This is a genomic window from Pseudomonas sp. FW305-20 (genome assembly GCF_058788075.1).
The window spans coordinates 1-19,146 of record NZ_JBYTAJ010000043.1; the positions used below are offsets into that span (position 1 = coordinate 1).

A 19,146-nucleotide genomic window follows, 5' to 3' on the forward strand; every position below is an offset into this window, starting at 1 on the left:
ATGCAGCCCGTGACGCTCCGCGTCACTGGACGCAGAGCGTCCCTAGAGGCATTCCCACGCAGAGCGTGGGAACGATCGTCATACGATCCTTGAAATAATCTGCAAGAAAACCCTGCGTCATTGCACAGAAGGGGACTGGTCCCCGATCTGAGCAACGCCATGCCCCATTACTTCGATAACGCCCACCGTGAAGAAATCGAAACCCTGCGCCAACGCCTGACCGCTCGCACCGAGTGGCCGACCTGGATGCTGCTGATCGGCGTGTACGTCGGCTGGTTCAGCATTGTGCTCGCCAGTGGCTGGTTGGGCCTGTGGTGGAGCACCGTGCTGTTGGTTCCGTTGGTGGTGCTCTGGTTGTCGGTGCAGCACGAATTACTTCACGGTCACCCCACCCGCTGGACATCCCTGAACAAGATCCTCGGCTACGCGCCGTTCGCCGTCTGGTATCCCTACACCTTGTATCGCGACAGCCATTTGCTGCATCACCGCGATGAAGACCTGACCCTTCCGGGTCGCGATCCCGAAAGCCGTTACCTGAGCGCCGAGCAATGGCAGGACAGTTCACTGTTTGAACAGCGTCTGCACTGGCTGAACAAAACCGTGCTCGGACGCTTCGCCCTCGGTGCACCGCTAGCCTTGCTGGCGCTGGCCAGGGAAGAACTGCAACGTCTAAAAGCAGGTGAGCGACAGGCCTGGCTGATGTGGTTGAGCCACGGCACGTTGACCCTGCTGATGTTGCTGTTCATCGCCCACTACAGCGTATTGCCGGTATGGCATTACCTGTTGCTGATCAGTGTGCCGGCGTTATCGATTGCCATGATTCGCTCCTACTATGAACACCGTCCCCACGCCGAGCCCGAGCAAAGGACGGTCATCAATGAAGCTGCCTGGCCGTGGCGCTGGCTGTTCCTCAACCTCAATCTGCATTTGGTGCATCACGACTTGCCGGGCCTGTCCTGGTACGACTTGCCCCGCGCCTACCGCGCGCGTCGGGAGCAATGGCTGGCGCGCAGCGGCGGGTTTCTGGTGCAGGGTTATGGGCAGTTGTGGCGGGAGAATGGGGTGAAAGCGATCGATAGCCCGCGACATCCATTCCACTGAGGCATGACCACCACATAACCCTGTGGGAGCGGGCTTGCCCGCGAATGCAATCGGCCTGACAACAATGATGTTGGATGTGCCGGCCCCTTCGCGAGCAAGCCCGCTCTCACAGAGAATTTCGTTGCCGGGAAATTTTCGATGACACAACACCTCGCTGAACTCCTGATGTACGTCGCCCCCGAACCGATCCGCGAGGCCAACGAGCGCTGGCTGACGCGAATGCTCGAGCGACTGGGTGCCTCCCGCCGCAGCGCCGAGGGCCTTTCGCTGATGGACCTTTGGCTGTCCCCGCACCTTCTGCTGACCCAAACCTGCGGCTATCCGTTAATGACCGCGTTGCGTGGTCGGGTCCGGGTCATCGGTCGTCCTCGCTATGAGCTGCCGGACGCTAACGGCGGCAACCATTGCAGCCTGTTGCTGAGTCGAACCGATGATCCACGGCGCAGCCTGCCGGCCTTTCGCGACAGTCGTGGGGTGATCAACGGCGAAGACTCCAACAGCGGCATGAACCTGCTGCGTCATCGACTGGCGCCGCTGCATCAAGAAGGGCAGTTCTTCGCCAGTGTCGGTACCAGCGGCAGCCACCGCGAAAGCCTGCGCGGGTTGCGTGAAGGGACAGCGGACCTGGCGGCCATCGACAGCGTCACCTTCGCCTATCTGGCACGGCACGCCGAAGACGAAGTGGCCGGCCTGCGAGTCATTGCGCGAAGTGCGTTCAGTCCGACCTTGCCGTATATCACCGCCGCGACGGTCACTGATGAACAGGCCGAGGCGCTGAGGCAGATGATGAATACGACGTTGCAAGAATTGCCCGAAGTCAGGGACATCCTCGGTCTGCATGAGGTATTACCGGCCAGCGAAAGCGACTATCAAATCGTTCTCGACTATCAGCAAGAAGCGGAAGCTCTGGGGTATGGGCGATTGCGGTAGGAGGGAAGATGTTTAATTCCATAGCGGAATATAAGAATGCCTTTTAAATATTATTAATGAATAAGGCTCCTTGCTAGGATCGCGTCACCGGATCACCGGACATTCAGCGACCCCTAACCCTTGGAGCCTCTATGTCCGGCACCGACCTTTCCCATCGTAACGACGTGGGCGGATTGTTCCGCGCGCATTACCCCTGGCTATGCGCACGGTTGCGCCGGCATCTGGGCGCCAGTTCCAGCGTCGAAGACATTGCTGCCGAAACCTTTCTACAGTTGCTCGAATCACCGGGGCTTGCCCCGATCCGCGAGCCTCGTGCCTTGCTCACCACCATTGCCCAGCGGTTGATCTATCAGCTCTGGCGCCGCCGTGAGCTGGAACGCCAACACCTCGATCAGTTGCAACACCTCGATCAGCAGCAAGCGATTTCACCCGAAGTTCGGGTGCAACTGACCCAGGCCTTGCATGGCCTCGACCGTACGCTGGAGCGCTTGCCGGGCAAGGTTCGCGCAACGTTTCTGTTGTCGCGAATCGACGGTCTGACTTACCCCCAAATCGCCGCCGAACTGGGCATTTCCCAGCGCTCGGTCAGCGTTTACATGACTCGCACTCAAGCCCTGTGTGCCCGGCACCGCGCCAACCAATCCTTGAATTCCCTGACCCGGAGGTCCGCATGAGATCGATCAAAACCCTGCTCGGCAGTTCGCTGCTGGCCCTGAGCCTTGTGGCAACCCACGTTCCCGCCGCGGAGAAAACCGCGCCGATCCATTTCGGTGACATCACCTGGGAAAGCGGCAGCCTGATCACCGAAATCCTGCGATTGATTGTCGAGAAAGGTTACGGCTACCCGACCGATACCCTTCCGGGCAGCACTGTCAGCCTCGAAGCGGCGTTGGCCAGGAACGATATTCAAGTGATCGGCGAAGAGTGGGCCGGGCGCAGTCCGGCGTGGGTCAAAGCCGCCTCGGAAGGCAAAGTGTTTGGGCTGGGCGACACGGTCAAAGGCGCCACCGAAGGCTGGTGGGTGCCGGAATACGTGATCAAGGGCGACCCCGAACGCGGCATCAAACCCCTGGCCCCGGAGCTGAAATCCGTCGCCGACCTGGCGCGCTACAAGGACGTGTTCCGCGACCCGGAAGACCCTGGCCGAGGCCGCTTCCTCAACAGCCCGACGGGCTGGACCTCGGAGATCGTCAACAGTCAAAAACTCAAGGCCTATGACCTGACTGACAGCTTCGTCAACTTCCGCACGGGTTCTGGCGCCGCATTGGATGCCGAGGTGGCTTCGTCGATCCGCCGTGGCAAACCGGTGCTGTTCTACTACTGGTCGCCGACGCCGCTGTTGGGGCGTTTCAAACTGGTGAAACTTGACGAGCCGGCTTTCGACGCCGAAGCCTGGAAGACCCTGGCCGATGCTAAAAACCCGAATCCCAAAGGCACGCGGTCGATGCCGGCGAACCTGGCGATTGGTGTGTCCGCGCCGTTCAAGGCGCAGTACCCGGACCTGGTGGCGTTCTTCGAAAAGGTCGACCTGCCGATCGATCTGCTGAACCAGACGCTCGGCCAGATGAGCGAAAAGCGCCTGCAACCGCGTCAGGTGGCCGAAGCGTTTTTGCGTGATCAGCCGCAGATCTGGAAGGGCTGGGTGCCAGGGGAGGTGGCGACCAAGGTGAGTGCGAGTTTGTAGTTTTTTCTGATGCTTCAGCGGTGTTTGTCAGATAGCTTTCGCGAGCGGGCTTGCTCGCGAAGGGTCTGCCGCCTTACTCCGACTCAGCGGCCAATGCAGCCTTCACGCCAGGCCGCTATCGCACAAACGCCGGCCACTGCTTCAAATCAATCCCAAGCACCGACGTCCATCGCAACACCGTAAACAAATACGCATCGGCAACACGCAGCCTCGCGGAGGATGCCGGACTGCAGCTGCGCGACGTTCGGGTCGAGGTCCGTGAATGGAGCAGTGCGTTCACCCTGGTGCGGGAAAACATCGGCGTGACGCTGGTGCCGGAGATGACACTGCCGAGCCAACTTCAGGGGCTGCGCGTGGTGCCGGTCAAACCGCGTATCGATCGCGAATTCGCCTTGGTGGCCGCTACGAACAAACCACCCTCGGCGGCGGTGCAGGCGTTGATGGGCATGCTCGCTAAGAAATGACATATGCCGATGCTGAACCGTTTTTGTCCTCGATACTGGCCGACTAGTGGCCTTGATTACCTTCCTTGCCTGTCTATGCTGACTCGTAACTAACTATGTCGACCGCCAGTGAAGGTCGTCATACACGTTAAAAGTGTGCGCAACCCAAGGCGCCGACTCTGAACAACACGGAGCTGTCCGGTCAATGGAATGTCTTATCAGAACGTTAGGGCTGGTCCGATTCCGGGCTATCAAGAGAAGGATGTCTTGATAAGAGTGTTGCTGCATGGACTCTCCGATTAAACATCATTGATCACCTGACCCAGTCCTTCCTGTGGAGGGATGCGTGTGCCTGTTCCTTGGAACGTAGTGCTGGAGCTGTTGAAAGACCAACGAACTTTCATCAAACAAAAGACCGCGCTGAAGGTGATACGACTATGTTTAACCGACATCACAAGACCGACCTGCAGGAAATCGAACGATTCAGTTGCGCGCTGGCCGAGGCTAACGCGAAGTTGGCGGGGGTCAGTCGTTCGATGGCGATGATTGAGTTCACCCCCGAAGGCATCGTGCTCGATGCCAACGACAACTTTTGCAGTGTCATGGGTTACAGCGCCGAAGAAGTGCGCGGCAAGCATCACCGGATCTTTTGCGAAGAAGCGTTTTATCGCAGCGAAGCCTACGCCAAGTTGTGGCGTGACCTGGCCCGTGGCGAACCGGTGAGCGGGACCTTTCTACGCTTGGACAGGAACGGCAAGGAGATCTGGCTTGAAGCCAGCTATATGCCAGTGTTCGGCGCTGATCGTCAGGTTCGCAGTGTGATCAAAGTCGCCACTGACATCTCGGCCAGGATCTACAAGGAGCACGAAAACGAGAGCATGCTCGCGGCGATCGGTCGCTCCATGGCGGTGATCGAATTCACTCCGGATGGCAAGGTCATCACCGCTAACGACAACTTCTTGAAGACGATGCATTACTCGCTCAACGAAGTGGTTGGCCAGCATCACAGCCTGTTTTGTCATCGTGCCGAAGCCGAATCCCAGGCCTATAAAGCGTTTTGGGCCTCGCTCAATCGCGGCGAATATCACTCGCACCGTTTCGAGCGCAAAGACAAGCACGGTCATACGGTTTTCCTGGAGGCTTCCTACAACCCGCTGTTCGACACCAAGGGGCGGTTGTACAAAGTGGTCAAGTTCGCCAGAGACATCACCGATCAGGTGACCACCCTGCAAACCGCCGCGGAGTCGGCCCACAGCACCTCGGTTGAAAACGATGCTTGTGCGCAGAAGGGGTCGCAGGTGGTGCAGCAAACGGTGCAGACCATCCAGGACATTTCCAAAGACTTGAACGAAGCGGCGCTGAGCATTGATGCCGTCAGTAAACAGTCCGACATCATCGGCACCATCGTCCAGACCATTCGCGGCATTGCCGATCAGACCAACCTGCTGGCGCTCAACGCCGCGATCGAAGCGGCCCGGGCCGGGGAGCACGGGCGCGGGTTTGCGGTCGTGGCCGATGAAGTTCGCAGCCTGGCGGCACGAACGAGCCAGGCAACGGTGGAGATCGTTGAAGTGGTGCGCAAGAACCACGATTTGTCATTGAGCGCGGTGTCGAGCATGCAGTCCAGTTTGAGCCGAACCGGGCTTGGGGTGGAACTGGCGAACGAGGCGGGAGCGGTGATTATGGAGATTCAGCAAGGGTCGCGGCATGTGGTGGATGCGATCAGTCAGTTCAATTCGACGTTGCAAATAAGTTAGCGGTGGTCTGAACGAATTGCCCCTTAATACTTTAAAGGGGCAATTTTTATCACTCGAAACGTTCATGTGTCGCGAGGGGCGCCTGACCTATTCGGTGAGTGAGAAACTGCCTTCTATCTCCGCACTTTTCTGTGGGTCATGACTGCTTACAGCGATGAATTGATACGTGCCCCTCACGAATTTTTTTTCAAGGTCCACTTCGATCAAGGTGATATTTCCCGACTGTTCTTGCCCGATCCAGGAACTATCAGGGTCTCGAGGGTTGTAAAAACCTCCGACTCTTCTACCGTTGTCGAACGCATATGAGCCAGGTTTGATTTCGCCATCATATATACCTAGCTGGACTCCCCAGCCTACAGGGAAGTCATCTCGGGCGAACCCGCCAACTATGAGTTCATATTCTTTAACGCTGAAAACGATTTGCTTGGCTGGAAGGCTCAGCGGTTCGCCGCCATTTTCCCTGATTGTTGCACTGAACAGCCCGACGGCTTTTTTATTACTCATGGGTCATCTCCTTTGCCACATTACAAACAGAGCCGCGGTGATCTATCGACGCGGAGGAGACACATGATTTTCCACCCGGCTAATGCTGTCTACTGACAGAAGTGACAGTCAGGTTCTTTGTGGAAGAAGAATTGGACCAACGGTCATACTGTTGAAAACTGCAGCCGAGAAAACGCGGGGCCGCTCAAGGCAGGCCATTGCAGCCATGCTTAAGAAATCCCGGACGTTGTGCCAACCGTTGGAAATACTCGTCGATGGCCGGGTAGTCGGGGCGCTCCATCGGTGTCATCAGCCAGCGGTTGACCGACAGCCCGATGACGATGTCCGCCAGCGTGAAGTGCGGTCCGGCGACATACGCTTTGGTGGCCGCGAGCTGATGCTCGAGGATGCCCATCTTCTGATTCCAGCCGCGTATGCCAGCGGCAATGTGATGCGGGTCCTGGAACTCCGGATCCTTGCGTACCAATGCCGTGAACGCATAGCTCCAGGCGGCATTGAGTTCGGTGGCTTGCCAATCCATCCACTGCTCCACCCGAGCACGCGCCGCCGGTTCGTGGGGCAGAAGATCGGTGTTGTGGTGTTTGCCGGCCAGATAGCGGCAAATGGTGTTGGACTCCCACAGCACGCCGGCCTCATCAATGATCACCGGCACCAGTGCGTTGGGATTGAGCCTGAGAAACTCCGGCGTGTGGGTCGACGCATATCCGCCGCCCCAGTCTTCACGTTCGTAGGCAACACCCAGTTCCTCACAGGTCCACAGGACTTTCCTGACGTTGATGGACGAGGCTTTACCCAGAATCTTCAGTGCATGTTCCATTGAGCTACTCCATTAGCGATTCGACGCTTCAGGAATCTAACAGACATTCAGCGTTTTCAAACCGGATCCGGCAACGCCGAAGTTGGCAAAGTTGGAACACTATCAAGATTAGTTGAAAACCCACGGCATGGGCGATGCGCCGTTCTGACGCTCTGCGTGGGAGCGATCAAAGCGTCAGGTACTTTCGCGCACCTTCAACTCAAACCCCATGTCCTGCACCGGTTTGGCCACCGTGTTGCCAGCCATCAACGTCAACATCTGCTCCGCCGCACGGCGACCGATGGCTTCTCGCGGGGTGCTGATACTGCTCAGGCGCGGGACCATATGGGCCGAGGCCGGCAGGTCGTTGAAACCGAGGATCGCCACTTGTTCGGGGATCTTGATCCCGCAGCGCATGGCTTCGAGCAGTGCGCCCTGGGCCAGGTCGTCGTTACCGAAGAAGATCGCGTCGACATCGGGATGACTGGCGAGCAGTTGCAGGAACAGTTCGCCCCCCAAGCCGACGGAGGAAGAGCGCGGGGTCAGGACTTCCAGGTCCGGGTCATACAAACCGGCTTTTTGCAGGGCTTTGCGGAAACCTTCGCCGCGCAGCAACGTGCGTTGATCCAGTTGCGCGCCGATGTAGGCCAGACGCTTGCGACCGCGTGATAGCAAATGCTCGGCCGCGGTCTCGCCGGCAGCAAGTTGCGAAAACCCCACGCAATTGAGGCCGGCGGCGCTGTCCAGTTCCATCATGTACACGCACGGAATGTTGCTCGCCTCGATCATCCTGCGTGAACTTTCGGTGCGGTCGAAACCGGTCAGCAGCAAACCGCGAGGCTGATACGCCATGTAGTTGCGCAGCAGGTTTTCTTCTTCATCGCGTGAGTAATGGAAGTTGCCGATCAGCACTTCGAAGCCCTTTGGTCGCAAAACCTGATGAATGGCTTCCAGCGTGTCGATGAACAGCAGGTTGGATAACGAAGGCACCAAAACCACGACGGAATGGCTCTGGGCCGAGGCTAACGCGCGGGCGGCAGGGTTGACCACGTAGTTGAGGTCGAGGGCGGCTTTCTGTACTTTTTCCACCAGTTCGGTGGCCACCGTACTGACTCCGCGCAGGGCGCGAGAGGCGGTAATCGGGCTGACACCGGCCAGGCGTGCGACTTCGTTCAAAGTGGGGCGGCCAGTGGTGCGCGTATTTTTATCGTTTTTAGGGGAGATCATCGGACGGCTTGCCAAACAAAATTCGAGGCACTAAGGTAGCGCTGTCTCGACGCAGCTGCAAATGCGTGAGCGGGGTTTGCCTGATCCCCGTTTTTTGGCGTTGGGAACGAACATGCTGCAACCCACAAAAATGACAAGAAGGCGTCGGCAACTTCTACTTTTTCTGGTGTCATAACTGGCAAAGGTAGCGCTGTCTGCGCGCTGAGGTGTTACATGAATCATCCCATCACCGCCCTGGTCATCATGGGCGTTGCCGGTTGCGGCAAGACTTGCGTCAGCGAGGCCTTGTGCCAACTCTGCGGCGCGACCGCCATTGAAGGCGACACTTTCCACCCTGCCGCCAATATCGAAAAGATGAGCGCGGGTATCCCCCTGAACGACGAAGACCGTGCCGGCTGGCTCGACAGCCTGTGCGATGAACTGCGCCGCATCGATGCCCAAGGCGAACGCCCGGTGCTGACCTGCTCGGCCCTCAAACACAGTTACCGCGAACGTCTGCGCAGCGCCTTGCCGGGCCTGGGCTTCGTGTTTCTTGAACTGACCCCTGAAGTCGCCGCCGATCGTGTCTCCCATCGGCCGGGCCATTTCATGCCATCGACATTGATCGACAGCCAGTTCGCCACCCTTGAATCGCCTGTTGGCGAGCCACTGACCCTGGCTCTGGACGCGTCGAAGCACAGCGTCGAGCAATTGGCGAAGCAAGCTCATGACTGGTGGCAGGCTCATGGCCTGAAACACGCCGTATGAGTTTTGCCAGAAAAGATAGCGCTGTCCTGATGGCCTGCGAATTCCCCGTTTTAATAACAACAACAACCAGGAGACACCCCTAATGTTTGGCATGTCCCACGAGACGTTCCTGCTGCTCGATGCAGTGGTCACGGTGATCGGGCTTATCGTCCTGATCACCAAGTTCAAGTTTCACCCGTTCATTGCCCTGATCATCGCCGCAGCCTTTCTCGGGCTGACCTCCGGCATGCCGATCGGCACCATCATCAAGGCGTTCCAGGACGGCTTCGGCGGGGTGCTCGGTTTCGTCGGGATCATCCTCGCGCTGGGCACCATGCTCGGCAAAATGATGGCCGAGTCGGGCGGGGCGGATCAGATTGCCCAGACCCTGATTCGCGCGTTCGGCAAGGACAAGGTGCAGTGGGCGATGATGTTCGCCGCGTTCCTGGTCGGCATTCCGCTGTTTTTCGAAATCGGCTTCGTGCTGCTGATCCCGCTGGTGTTCATCGTGGCCCGGCGTACCGGCGTGTCGATCATCAAGATCGGTATCCCGCTGCTGGCCGGTCTGTCTGCGGTGCACGGCCTGGTTCCGCCGCACCCGGGGCCGTTGCTGGCCATCGGCGTGTTCGGTGCCGACATCGGTAAAACCATTCTCTACGGCCTGATCGTTGCGCTGCCGACGGCCATCATCGCCGGCCCGATCTACGGCACGTTCATTGCCAAGTACATCCCGGGTCATCCAAATCAGGAACTGGTCGATCAACTGGCGCGTGATGACGAGTCTGCCGATCTCCCGAGCTTCGCCATCACCTTGATCACCGTGCTGTCGCCGGTGTTCCTGATGCTGCTCAAGACCTTTGCCGATGTGGTGCTGCCGGACGGCAACTTCTTCCGCACGTTCATGGACCTGATCGGTCATCCGATCTCGGCACTGCTGCTGGCGTTGCTGCTGTCGCTGTACACCTTCGGTTACAAGCAGGGCATTGGCTCTAACCAGATGCTCAAATGGCTGGATGCCAGCCTTGCACCCACCGCCGCAATCATCCTGATCATCGGTGCCGGTGGTGGCTTCAAGCAGATGCTGGTGACCAGCGGCGTGGGTAATGTCATCGGCAACATGGCGGTGGAAGCGCAGATCTCGCCGATCCTGCTGGCGTGGCTGGTGGCGGCAGTGATCCGTATTGCGACTGGTTCGGCAACCGTGGCGACCATTACCGGTGCGGGCATCGTGGTGCCGGTGGTGGGGATGATTCCAGGTGTGAACCGTGAACTGCTGGTACTGGCGACCGGTGCCGGTTCGTTGATCCTGTCTCACGTCAACGACGCGGGTTTCTGGCTGGTGAAGCAATACTTCAACATGACCGTGGCGGAAACCTTCAAGACCTGGACCGCGATGGAAACCATCCTGTCCGTGGTGGGCCTGGGCTTCATCCTGCTGTTGTCGCTGTTCGTTTAAACACACTGCACTGATCGTTCCCACGCTCCGCGTGGGAATGCCGCCATGGACGCTCTGCGTCCACTGTGACGCGGAGCGTCACGGGATGCATTCCCACGCAGAGCGTGGGAACGATCAAGCACAAAAAAACCGCATCGCTGCGGTTTTTTTATGTCTGCTTGATAAATCAGGCGTTGGTTTTCTGAATCAACCCATCCGCTCGGAACATCCCGCGAATGCCGCGTATGGCCTGACGAATCCGGTCCTGGTTTTCGATCAGCGCGAAGCGCACATGATCATCCCCGTACTCACCAAACCCTACGCCCGGCGAGACGCAAACCTTGGCCTCGGCCAGCAGTTTTTTGGCGAACTCCAGCGAGCCCAAATGCGCATACGCTTCGGGAATCTTCGCCCAGACATACATCGACGCTTTCGGATTCTCGACCATCCAGCCCAGTTCATGCAGGCCTTTGACCAGCACGTTGCGACGCTGCCGATACTGCTCGGCGATGTCTTTGACGCACTGCTGATCACCTTCCAGCGCCGCAATCGCCGCGACTTGCAACGGGGTGAACGTGCCGTAGTCGTGATAACTCTTGATCCGCGCCAGGGCGTTGACCAGTTCGGCATTACCGACCATGAAGCCGATGCGCCAACCCGCCATGTTGTAGCTCTTGGACAGGGTGAAAAACTCCACCGCGATGTCCTTGGCGCCTGGCACTTGCATGATCGATGGGGCTTTCCAGCCGTCGTAGACGATGTCGGCGTAGGCCAGGTCGTGCACCACCAAAACGTCGTACTGCTTGGCGAGGGCGATCACCCGCTCGAAGAAATCCAGTTCCACGCATTGAGCAGTGGGGTTGGACGGGAAGCCGAGGATCATCATTTTCGGTTTCGGAATCGAGCCGCGAATCGCGCTTTCCAGTTCGGCGAAGAAGTCCACGCCCGGAATCAACGGCACCGAACGCACCTGGGCGCCAGCAATCACCGCGCCGTAGATGTGAATCGGGTAACTCGGGTTCGGCACCAGGACGGTGTCGCCCTGGTCGAGGGTGGCCAGCATCAAATGCGCCAGGCCTTCCTTGGAACCGATGGTGACGATGGCCTCGCTTTCCGGGTCGATATCGACCTCGTAGCGATCCTTGTACCAATTGGAAATCGCCCGGCGCAGACGCGGAATGCCCTTGGACGTCGAATAACCGTGGGTGTCTTCGCGCTGGGCGACGGTCACCAGTTTTTCGACGATGTGCGGCGGAGTAGGGCCATCAGGGTTGCCCATGCTGAAGTCGATGATGTCTTCGCCACGACGACGGGCGGCCATCTTCAGCTCGGCAGTGATGTTGAATACGTAAGGGGGGAGTCGATCTATGCGCGCAAAGCGGCGCGGCGAACCTGGGTTAGCCATTGTTGCCTCGGATAACGTGAGCGCCCGGAACCGTCCGAGCGACGCTGGTCACTGCGGTGACCTGTGGCGGAATGTAAGGGCTGATGTGGCAAACTGTCCAGCGACTATGTAAACAAATTTGTCCGAAGGAAATCGGTTGATGGAATTTACCAGTGGCTTCTTGCTGAGCCTTTCGCTGTGCCTGGACATCGGCGTAGCCAACATCGCGATGATCACATTGGCGATGCAACGTGGCTATTTTCAAGGCTTCGCGCTGGGTTTGGGGACCTGTGTCGGCGACCTGATCTACGCCGTGCTGGCCTTGGCCGGGATGACCGTTTTGCTGCAATACGAAAGCGTGCGCTGGGTGCTGTGGATCGGCGGTTCGGCGCTGTTGTTGTACTTCGCGGCGAAGATGATCTATTCGGCGATTCACCATGAGGCGGTATTGGCGCAGGCCGAAGACGTGGGCCAGAACACCCATCGGCGCGAGTTTTTCCGCGGGATCTTCCTCGCCATGTCCTCTCCCAGCGCCATTCTCTGGTTCGCGGCGGTGGGCGGCACATTGATCGCTCGCTCCGGCGGCGGTGACGCCCTCAGTTCGGCGCTGTTTCTCGGCGGGTTTCTCTGCGCCGGGGTGCTGTGGTGCGTGGCTTTGTGTTTCGCCGCGAGTCACGGCGGCAAGTTGCTCGGTGACAAATTACTGCGTTACTCCTATATGGCATCGGCAGCGATCTTCTGCTATTTCGCGGTCTACGTGATCCTATCGGGGTATAACGAGTTCGTCGGCGCAGGTGCCGTCGAGCCGTTGCACGCACTGTAATTGGGCGAATCGGGTTTGGCTTCTATACTCCCAGCCGAACCCACTTTTTGTTCCAAGGAGTTGAGCCATGGATGAGCAAACAGGCGTCGAAACGGCCAAGCCACGCTTCGAGCACGGGCACTTCCTGCTCATTGCAGGGCTTGGCGGACGATTTACCCAGGAAACCTCCAGGAAAATCCCTGAGCTCTGGGAGAAATTCATTCCCGAGATTGGCAAAATTCCCGGTCAAAAAAACGAAGTGACCTACGGTATCTGCTGCAATCCGGATGGCAAGGGCGGCTTCGAATACATCGCCGGCGTTGAAATCAGCAAGCTCGACGACCTGCCCGAGAAATACCGCTGGGTTGAGGTGCAACCTCAGCACTACGCAGTGTTCGAGCACAAAGGCGCTCTCGATCAGTTGCCCCAGACCTTTCAGTACATCTGGAATACCTGGCTGCCGCAGTCCGGTTATCAGGCGGCCGACGCGCCGGAATTCGAACGCTACAGCGAAGACTTCAACCCGAAGCTCAATACGGGTGTGCTGGAAATCTGGCTGCCGCTCAAGCCTTGATTACCGCAGGAGGCGGACTCGGCGTCCGCCTCCTGCCCGTTACTTGCCTTGCTTCATCCGTCGCGCTCGCAACAGGTCAATCGTCAGCGTGATAAAGCCAAACGAGCTGATGCCCAACAACATAAGAAGTCCGATCTGAACGCTGCTCATGGTGAGTTCCCCTTATTGATGGCCAGAGACAGGACACATCAATAATCCGCTCCGGCAAGCAATGACAGCGCCTATACGCAGGCTTTACGGCGCCTGCGGTGATCGATATGAACACCTTATTAATTTATGATCCCCAACCTTCCTCCCGCTGATTTCGAGCTGCCATGAACACCGTCATCCGCCACGTCACACCTGCTGATCTGGACCGCTGCTACGCCATCGAAACTGTTGCCTACGAAGGCGACGAAGCCGCCACCCGCGAAAAAATCGCCACGCGCATCGCCACCTGGCCCGAAGGTTTTATCGTGGCCGAAGTCGACGGCGTTGTAGCCGGTTTCATCAATTCCGGTGCGGCGTTTCAGGTGGAAATGTCGGACGAGGCGTTCAAGGAACTGATCGGCCACGACCCGGCCGGCCCGCACGTGGTCATCATGTCGGTGGTGGTGCACCCGGATTTTCAGGGGCAGGGGCTGGCGAAACGGTTGATGGGCGAATTCATCGAGCGGATGCGCGCGCTGGGCAAGACCAGCATCCATCTGATGTGCAAGGAGCGGCACATTCCGCTGTATGCCGGGTTTGGCTTTGCCTACATCAAGCCTTCAGCGTCAGATCATGGTGGGATGGCGTGGCATGAGATGGTGTTGGAGTTGTAAGCCCGCTGGATATCTCCTGTGGGAGCGAGCCTGCTCGCGAAAGGGGCCTCACATTCAACATCAATGTTGACTGACAGTCCGCCTTCGCGAGCAGGCTCGCTCCCACATTGGTTAGTCATCGTGTCAGTAAAGGCTATCCCGCACCCGAGCCGGCGCTTCCCGGTCATACGTCTCGGCATCGAACTGCCCATCGTTCAACCGCTTGTGAAATGCACCCGCCGTCGGCAGGGCAGAGCGTTCGAGGTGTTTCTCAGGGTTCCATAAATCCGAACGAACGATGGCCTTGGAGCAGTGGAAGTACGCCGCTTCCACCGTCACCAGCATCACCGTGCGCGCCGGTTTGCCATTGACCGCAAAGCTCTCCAGCAACCCGGGTTCGGCGCTGATCTGTGCCGTGCCGTTAACCCGCAACGTTTCGCCAATCCCGGGAATGATGAACAGTAGCGACACCCGCGAATCGAGCACAACGTTACGCAGCGTGTCGATGCGGTTGTTGCCCGGCCGATCCGGGATCGCCAGGGTGCGTTCATCAATGATCCGCACGAAACCCGGCGTGTCGCCCCGCGGTGAACCGTCCATCCCGTCAGGTCCCACCGAGCTGACGATTACCAGTGGCGAGGCGCGGACCATCGCCTGATAGTCCTCGTTCAGAAAGGCGATCTGCTTGCGTACGGCGCGGTCATGGGGTTGGCCGTAGAGGGCTTCCAGTTCTTCGATGCTGTTGAGCATAACCACCTCAGAAAATCAGCCCCATGCGCCGTTCGTAACCGATCCGGCCCCTGTAGGCTTCGCCGCTGTCGACCCAGCCGAATTTTGCGTAAAGCGCGATGGCCGATGCGTTATCCGCATCCACCGACAACTCCAGCCCCTTTATTTCCGGAAACGCCTGACGCGCTACGTCGGGCAGGGCTTGCAGGCAGGCCTTGCCGTAGCCTTTGCCCTGAGCCCGATGATCGACTTGCAGTGCGTGCAGGGTGGCGCTGTGTTCATTGGCCCACGCCGGCAATACGGGCGGGCGTTTGAGCAGCAGGAAGGCCACGGGAACATCCTCGACCAGTAGCGCAAATCCCTTCACGCCGGGGCCGGGTTTGGACAGCAAGGTGTGCAACGCACCGTGAATGTCGCCGGAGAACCTGATTTGTTCTTTGTGAACTTCAATGGCCTCGACCTGCTGGCGCTGGAGCGCGTTCAGGTGGTCGTAAGGCACGAGTCGGGCTGTCACTGGAGTGTCCTTTTTCCAAGAAAATGTGTTTCGGATTCTAACGAGTTTGCGCCCATGGATTATTTTTATTTGGACTGTCGATTTGGTTTTTCGCCAGACGACTAAGGGTGTCTTCACAACAAAAACCACGGAGAACCACCATGAACGCTACCCACGAAATCCAGACCCTGATCGACACCTATCGCCAGGCGGTCATCGCCAAGGATGTCGAGAAACTCATGCCCCTGTATGCCGAGGACATCGTCTCCTACGACGCGGTCAAGGCCCTGCAGTTTCGGGGCAAGGCCGCCTACCGCGCACATTGGCAGGAATGCATGGAAATGTGCCAGGGCGCGCATAAGTTCGACTTCGACCATATGAACATCGTGGCGGACGAGCACATCGCCTTCGCCCATTGGCTGGCCCATTGCGGCGGCACCAACGAGAAGGGCGAAACCCAGGCCTGCTGGATGCGCGTGACCGCCTGCTATCGCCGCGACGACGGGCAATGGCGCATCGTTCACGAACACTGGTCGGCCCCGTTCGACATGATGAGCGGCACCGCGCTGTTCAACCTGGAACCCTGAGCGTCAGGCCGATTCGTCGGGAATATCGCGAAAGCGTCAATCAGCAGCCATAGTTGATCCGTTCGATGCAGGAGAGCCCCATGAAGTATTTATGCCTGGTCTACAGCAACGAGCACGAGTTGCACTCGCTGCCCGAAAGCCCGAATGACGCTGAATGCATGGCTTACGCCGAGGCTATCCAGGGCAGCGGCCGAATGGTCGCCGCCGAGGCGCTGGAATCGGTGCAGACCGCGACCACGGTGCGGATGCGCAACGGGAAGATGTCGATCACCGACGGCCCGTTCGCCGAAACCAAGGAGCAATTGGCCGGCTTCTACCTGATCGATGCCAAGGATCTCAATGAAGCCATCCAGGTCGCCGGTAACATCCCGGCGGCCCGGGTCGGCTGTGTTGAGGTACGTCCCGTTCGTCAGTTGAACCCCGGCGCCTGATGTCGGCCGAGTCGGTACGAGCGCGGGTCGAGCAGGTTTACCGCGAAGATTCACGGCGGATTCTGGCGACCTTGATTCGTTTGCTCGGCGATTTCGATCTCGCCGAAGAAGCCTTGCACGAGGCGTTTTTCGTCGCGGTCGAGCGCTGGCAGCGTGACGGTGTGCCGAACAATCCGCGTACCTGGCTGGTGTCCACGGGGCGTTTCAAGGCCATTGATGTGTTGCGACGGCGCGCACGCTTCGTTGCGTCGCAACCGATGCTGATCGCTCAACTGGAGGCGCTGGAGCAGGCCGACTGGAGTGACGAAGACGTGGAAGACGATCGCCTGCGCCTGATTTTCACCTGTTGTCACCCGGCACTCGCGGCGGACGCCCAGGTGCCGTTGACGCTGCGCGAAGTTTGCGACCTGACCACGGAAGAAATCGCCCGGGCCTTCCTGTCGGCTCCAGCGACCATCGCCCAGCGCATCGTGCGGGCCAAGGCGAAAATCCGTGACGCAAAAATTCCTTATCAAGTGCCGGCCCTGGCGGAATTGCCCGAGCGCCTGGACAGCGTGCTGCGGGTGATTTATCTGGTGTTCAACGAAGGTTATTCCGCATCCATGGGCGCGGAACTGACCCGTGAGGATTTGATCCGCGAGGCGATTCGGCTCGGTCGTTTGTTGATGGAACTGCTGCCCGAACCTGAAGTGATGGGGCTGCTGGCGCTGATGTTATTGCACGAGTCCCGACGTCCGGCCCGGACATCGGCGAGTGGCGAGTTGATCGTGCTGGATGAGCAGGACCGTTCGTTGTGGGACGCCGAGATGATCGCTGAAGGTTGCGCCCTGGTGGAGCGTGCACTGACAACCCGGCGCTTCGGGCCTTACTGCCTGCAAGCGGCGATTGCGGCGTCGCATGCCGAAGCGCCCACGGCGGCGGAAACGGACTGGCTGGAGATTGTGGGTTTGTACGACGTGCTGTTGCGGGCAGCGCCTTCGCCGGTGATCGAATTGAACCGTGCGGCGGCGATCTCCAAACGGGATGGGCCGTTGGCGGGACTGACGCTGATCGAGGGGATCCTGGCGCGGGGTGATTTGCTGGATTACCACTTGGCGCACGCGGCGCGGGCGGAGTTTTGTCGGCAGTTGGGAAGGGTAGAGGAGGCGCGGGCGGCTTATGAGCGGGCGTTGGAGTTGACGCAGCAAGTGCCGGAACGACGGTTTATCGAGGCCCGGTTGCGGGAGCTGAAGTGATGTGATCTTGCGGGCCTCTTCGCGAGCACCCCTATTCCAGCATCTTGCCGAGTAACCAACTCCCCGCCGGCCCCGGCGGATGCAGCCGCGACCACAGCGCATCGACGAACACCGGTTTCGGCCAGCCGCGCACGTCCAGTTCCTGCAACGTGCCTTGCCCAAACCGCTCCACCAGCCACCGCGGCAACGGCGCCCAGCCGAATCCACCCTGGGCCATTTCCAGCAGCATCAGATAACTCGGCGCCGACCAGACGCGCCCCTTCGCACGGCTTTCATACGGATTGACGATCGTCGCCAGACGCAGCTCCCGGTGTTGTTGCAACCCGCCCTGATCGATGTGGCTCAGCGCCGCCAATGGATGTTCGCGGGATACGAACAGGGCAATCTCGGTTCGTTCTTCCATGGTCGAACTGACCAGGTCCGGCGGGTAACTGTCTTGTTTTTCGGCGAAGGCCACCTGCGCCCGACCCCGTTGCACCAAGGCCACCAGGTCATCGCACTCAGCGATCAGGCATTCAAGTTCCAGGTCGGGATAACGCAGCTCGAAGGCGCTGAGCGCCGCTTCGAATCGGTCGGATTGATACGTGTCGGAAATCGCCACGGTCAGCTTCGGCTCGACCCCTTGGGACAGTTGGCTGGCGGTCATTTCCAGCCGGCTGCTGGCGGCCAGAATGTCCTCGGCCCGTTGCAGCATCACGTGCCCGGCCGGGGTCAGGCTCGGTTTGCGGCTGCTGCGGTCGAACAGCGTCAGGTTCAAGTCGATTTCAAGGCTGGCCACGGCGGCGCTGATGGTCGACTGACTGCGGCCCAATTTGCGCGCCGCAGCGGAAAACGAGCCTTGAGTCGCGGCCTGAACGAAGGCCTGCAACACTTCTTGAGAAGCCATGAACTATCGCCTTGATCGATGGTTAATGGTTATGAAGTATCGGTGTGAAGAAAGATCATGGCAACCACAGTCACTCAGAGGAGTCTGGCCATGAGCGCCAACAAATCCATTACTGAACGTATTTTCCAGGCCATTGGTTTCGAATTGTTGGCCATCCTGATCTGCACCCCGCTGCTGGCGTGGATCATGGACAAACCGCTGCTCGACATGGGCGTCGTGACCATGGCAATCGCGGCACTTGCCCTGGCCTGGAACGTGATCTTCAACGGATTGTTCGACCGCGCGCTCAAACACTACAACCTGGTGCGCAACGCCTGGGTACGTGTAGTCCATGCGCTGTTGTTCGAAGGCGGTCTGGTTGCGGTGGGGGTGCCGTTGATTGCCTGGTGGTTGAAGGTCAGCCTGTGGCAGGCGTTCCTGCTGGATATCGGTGTGCTGCTGTTTTTCCTGCCATACACCTACGTTTATCACTGGGTGTACGACGTGGTACGCGAGCGAGTGCTGATGCGCCAGTCTTATGTGCTAGATAAATAACCTGTGGGAGCGAGCCTGCTCGCGATGGCATCAGTACGTTCGACATCGATGTCGATAGGTGTACCGCTATCGCGAGCAGGCTCACTCCCACATGGGAACTGCGGTG

The 19,146-nt window shown here is 59.0% G+C and carries 20 protein-coding genes and 4 pseudogenes; 16 read left to right on the forward strand and 8 right to left on the reverse strand.

The window, feature by feature from the left end; all coding sequences use genetic code 11:
* Positions 1 to 159: 159 nt before the first annotated feature.
* From AC3WP4_RS25650 to AC3WP4_RS25665, 4 genes are all read left to right on the forward strand, one after another.
* On the forward strand, positions 160 to 1,101 hold the full coding sequence (locus tag AC3WP4_RS25650; RefSeq protein WP_102616397.1) for a fatty acid desaturase: 942 nt from the start codon (positions 160 to 162) through the stop codon (positions 1,099 to 1,101).
* 138 nt (positions 1,102 to 1,239) lie between these two features.
* On the forward strand, positions 1,240 to 2,031 hold the full coding sequence (locus AC3WP4_RS25655; protein WP_102616396.1) for a phosphate/phosphite/phosphonate ABC transporter substrate-binding protein: 792 nt from the start codon (positions 1,240 to 1,242) through the stop codon (positions 2,029 to 2,031).
* 131 nt (positions 2,032 to 2,162) lie between these two features.
* Positions 2,163 to 2,705 carry a sigma-70 family RNA polymerase sigma factor gene (locus AC3WP4_RS25660; protein ID WP_074879334.1) on the forward strand — a complete coding sequence of 181 codons (543 nt, stop codon included), beginning with the start codon at positions 2,163 to 2,165 and terminating at the stop codon, positions 2,703 to 2,705.
* The gene (locus tag AC3WP4_RS25665; RefSeq protein WP_074879332.1) at positions 2,702 to 3,715 is read left to right on the forward strand and encodes an ABC transporter substrate-binding protein; all 1,014 of its coding nucleotides are present in this window, start codon (positions 2,702 to 2,704) and stop codon (positions 3,713 to 3,715) included. Before AC3WP4_RS25660 ends, AC3WP4_RS25665 begins: the two co-directional genes overlap by 4 nt.
* A gap of 115 nt (positions 3,716 to 3,830) precedes the next feature.
* On the opposite strand, the pseudogene AC3WP4_RS25670 reads toward AC3WP4_RS25665, so the two are convergent.
* Positions 3,831 to 3,917: pseudogene (locus tag AC3WP4_RS25670) on the reverse strand (glutathione transferase GstA); the annotation flags it as partial.
* Between the two features lies 1 nt (position 3,918).
* Here AC3WP4_RS25670 and AC3WP4_RS25675 point away from each other — a divergent pair.
* From AC3WP4_RS25675 to AC3WP4_RS25685, 3 pseudogenes are all read left to right on the forward strand, one after another.
* A pseudogene (locus tag AC3WP4_RS25675) lies at positions 3,919 to 4,179 on the forward strand (LysR substrate-binding domain-containing protein); the annotation flags it as partial.
* Positions 4,180 to 4,700: 521 nt separating this feature from the next.
* Positions 4,701 to 5,372, forward strand: a pseudogene (locus tag AC3WP4_RS25680) (PAS domain-containing protein); the annotation flags it as partial.
* A 114-nt stretch (positions 5,373 to 5,486) separates the two neighbouring features.
* Positions 5,487 to 5,915, forward strand: a pseudogene (locus AC3WP4_RS25685) (methyl-accepting chemotaxis protein); the annotation flags it as partial.
* 87 nt (positions 5,916 to 6,002) lie between these two features.
* On the opposite strand, the gene AC3WP4_RS25690 reads toward AC3WP4_RS25685, so the two are convergent.
* The 3 genes from AC3WP4_RS25690 to gntR form a co-directional block, all read right to left on the reverse strand.
* On the reverse strand, positions 6,003 to 6,419 hold the full coding sequence (locus tag AC3WP4_RS25690; protein WP_074879328.1) for a hypothetical protein: 417 nt from the start codon (positions 6,417 to 6,419) through the stop codon (positions 6,003 to 6,005).
* Positions 6,420 to 6,603: 184 nt separating this feature from the next.
* Positions 6,604 to 7,236 carry a glutathione S-transferase family protein gene (locus AC3WP4_RS25695; protein ID WP_102616394.1) on the reverse strand — a complete coding sequence of 211 codons (633 nt, stop codon included), beginning with the start codon at positions 7,234 to 7,236 and terminating at the stop codon, positions 6,604 to 6,606.
* 174 nt (positions 7,237 to 7,410) lie between these two features.
* Entirely contained in the window at positions 7,411 to 8,442 is a 1,032-nt protein-coding gene (gene gntR, locus AC3WP4_RS25700; RefSeq protein ID WP_074879324.1) for an HTH-type transcriptional regulator GntR, read from the reverse strand.
* 213 nt (positions 8,443 to 8,655) lie between these two features.
* Here gntR and AC3WP4_RS25705 point away from each other — a divergent pair, with 213 nt between their 5' ends.
* Positions 8,656 to 9,189, forward strand: coding sequence for a gluconokinase (locus tag AC3WP4_RS25705; RefSeq protein ID WP_102616393.1), 534 nt, complete (start codon positions 8,656 to 8,658; stop codon positions 9,187 to 9,189).
* An 82-nt stretch (positions 9,190 to 9,271) separates the two neighbouring features.
* On the forward strand, positions 9,272 to 10,624 hold the full coding sequence (locus tag AC3WP4_RS25710) for a GntP family permease (protein WP_074879321.1): 1,353 nt from the start codon (positions 9,272 to 9,274) through the stop codon (positions 10,622 to 10,624).
* A gap of 166 nt (positions 10,625 to 10,790) precedes the next feature.
* Here the strand turns inward: AC3WP4_RS25710 and alaC are convergent, their stop codons facing one another.
* The gene (alaC, locus tag AC3WP4_RS25715; protein ID WP_074879318.1) at positions 10,791 to 12,008 is read right to left on the reverse strand and encodes an alanine transaminase; all 1,218 of its coding nucleotides are present in this window, start codon (positions 12,006 to 12,008) and stop codon (positions 10,791 to 10,793) included.
* A 139-nt stretch (positions 12,009 to 12,147) separates the two neighbouring features.
* Here alaC and AC3WP4_RS25720 point away from each other — a divergent pair, with 139 nt between their 5' ends.
* The 3 genes from AC3WP4_RS25720 (at position 12,148) to AC3WP4_RS25730 (ending at position 14,166) form a co-directional block, all read left to right on the forward strand.
* The gene (locus AC3WP4_RS25720) at positions 12,148 to 12,810 is read left to right on the forward strand and encodes a LysE family translocator (RefSeq protein WP_102616392.1); all 663 of its coding nucleotides are present in this window, start codon (positions 12,148 to 12,150) and stop codon (positions 12,808 to 12,810) included.
* Between the two features lie 67 nt (positions 12,811 to 12,877).
* Complete coding sequence (locus AC3WP4_RS25725; protein WP_076028351.1) at positions 12,878 to 13,363, forward strand: GyrI-like domain-containing protein; 486 nt, start codon at positions 12,878 to 12,880, stop codon at positions 13,361 to 13,363.
* A 314-nt stretch (positions 13,364 to 13,677) separates the two neighbouring features.
* Positions 13,678 to 14,166: a GNAT family N-acetyltransferase gene (locus AC3WP4_RS25730; RefSeq protein WP_102616391.1), complete on the forward strand. Its 489-nt coding sequence runs from the start codon at positions 13,678 to 13,680 to the stop codon at positions 14,164 to 14,166.
* Between the two features lie 123 nt (positions 14,167 to 14,289).
* On the opposite strand, the gene AC3WP4_RS25735 is transcribed toward AC3WP4_RS25730, so the two are convergent.
* Together AC3WP4_RS25735 and AC3WP4_RS25740 are read right to left on the reverse strand one after the other, a co-directional pair.
* A complete protein-coding gene (locus AC3WP4_RS25735; RefSeq protein ID WP_074879296.1) occupies positions 14,290 to 14,895 on the reverse strand; it encodes a pyridoxamine 5'-phosphate oxidase family protein in 606 nt (201 codons plus the stop codon).
* A 7-nt stretch (positions 14,896 to 14,902) separates the two neighbouring features.
* Positions 14,903 to 15,388 (reverse strand): GNAT family N-acetyltransferase, encoded by a 486-nt coding sequence (locus AC3WP4_RS25740; RefSeq protein ID WP_076028348.1) that lies wholly within the window; start codon positions 15,386 to 15,388, stop codon positions 14,903 to 14,905.
* A gap of 140 nt (positions 15,389 to 15,528) precedes the next feature.
* Between AC3WP4_RS25740 and AC3WP4_RS25745 the strand changes: the two genes are divergently transcribed.
* The 3 genes from AC3WP4_RS25745 (at position 15,529) to AC3WP4_RS25755 (ending at position 17,620) form a co-directional block, all read left to right on the forward strand.
* The gene (locus AC3WP4_RS25745; RefSeq protein ID WP_074879292.1) at positions 15,529 to 15,954 is read left to right on the forward strand and encodes a YybH family protein; all 426 of its coding nucleotides are present in this window, start codon (positions 15,529 to 15,531) and stop codon (positions 15,952 to 15,954) included.
* A gap of 80 nt (positions 15,955 to 16,034) precedes the next feature.
* Complete coding sequence (locus AC3WP4_RS25750) at positions 16,035 to 16,385, forward strand: YciI family protein (protein ID WP_008151161.1); 351 nt, start codon at positions 16,035 to 16,037, stop codon at positions 16,383 to 16,385.
* The gene (locus AC3WP4_RS25755) at positions 16,385 to 17,620 is read left to right on the forward strand and encodes an RNA polymerase sigma factor (RefSeq protein ID WP_102616390.1); all 1,236 of its coding nucleotides are present in this window, start codon (positions 16,385 to 16,387) and stop codon (positions 17,618 to 17,620) included. Before AC3WP4_RS25750 ends, AC3WP4_RS25755 begins: the two co-directional genes overlap by 1 nt.
* A gap of 31 nt (positions 17,621 to 17,651) precedes the next feature.
* Here the strand turns inward: AC3WP4_RS25755 and AC3WP4_RS25760 are convergent, their stop codons facing one another.
* Complete coding sequence (locus AC3WP4_RS25760; protein ID WP_102616389.1) at positions 17,652 to 18,506, reverse strand: LysR family transcriptional regulator; 855 nt, start codon at positions 18,504 to 18,506, stop codon at positions 17,652 to 17,654.
* Positions 18,507 to 18,596: 90 nt separating this feature from the next.
* Here AC3WP4_RS25760 and AC3WP4_RS25765 point away from each other — a divergent pair, with 90 nt between their 5' ends.
* Positions 18,597 to 19,040: a multidrug/biocide efflux PACE transporter gene (locus AC3WP4_RS25765; RefSeq protein WP_102616388.1), complete on the forward strand. Its 444-nt coding sequence runs from the start codon at positions 18,597 to 18,599 to the stop codon at positions 19,038 to 19,040.
* Positions 19,041 to 19,146 lie beyond the last annotated feature (106 nt).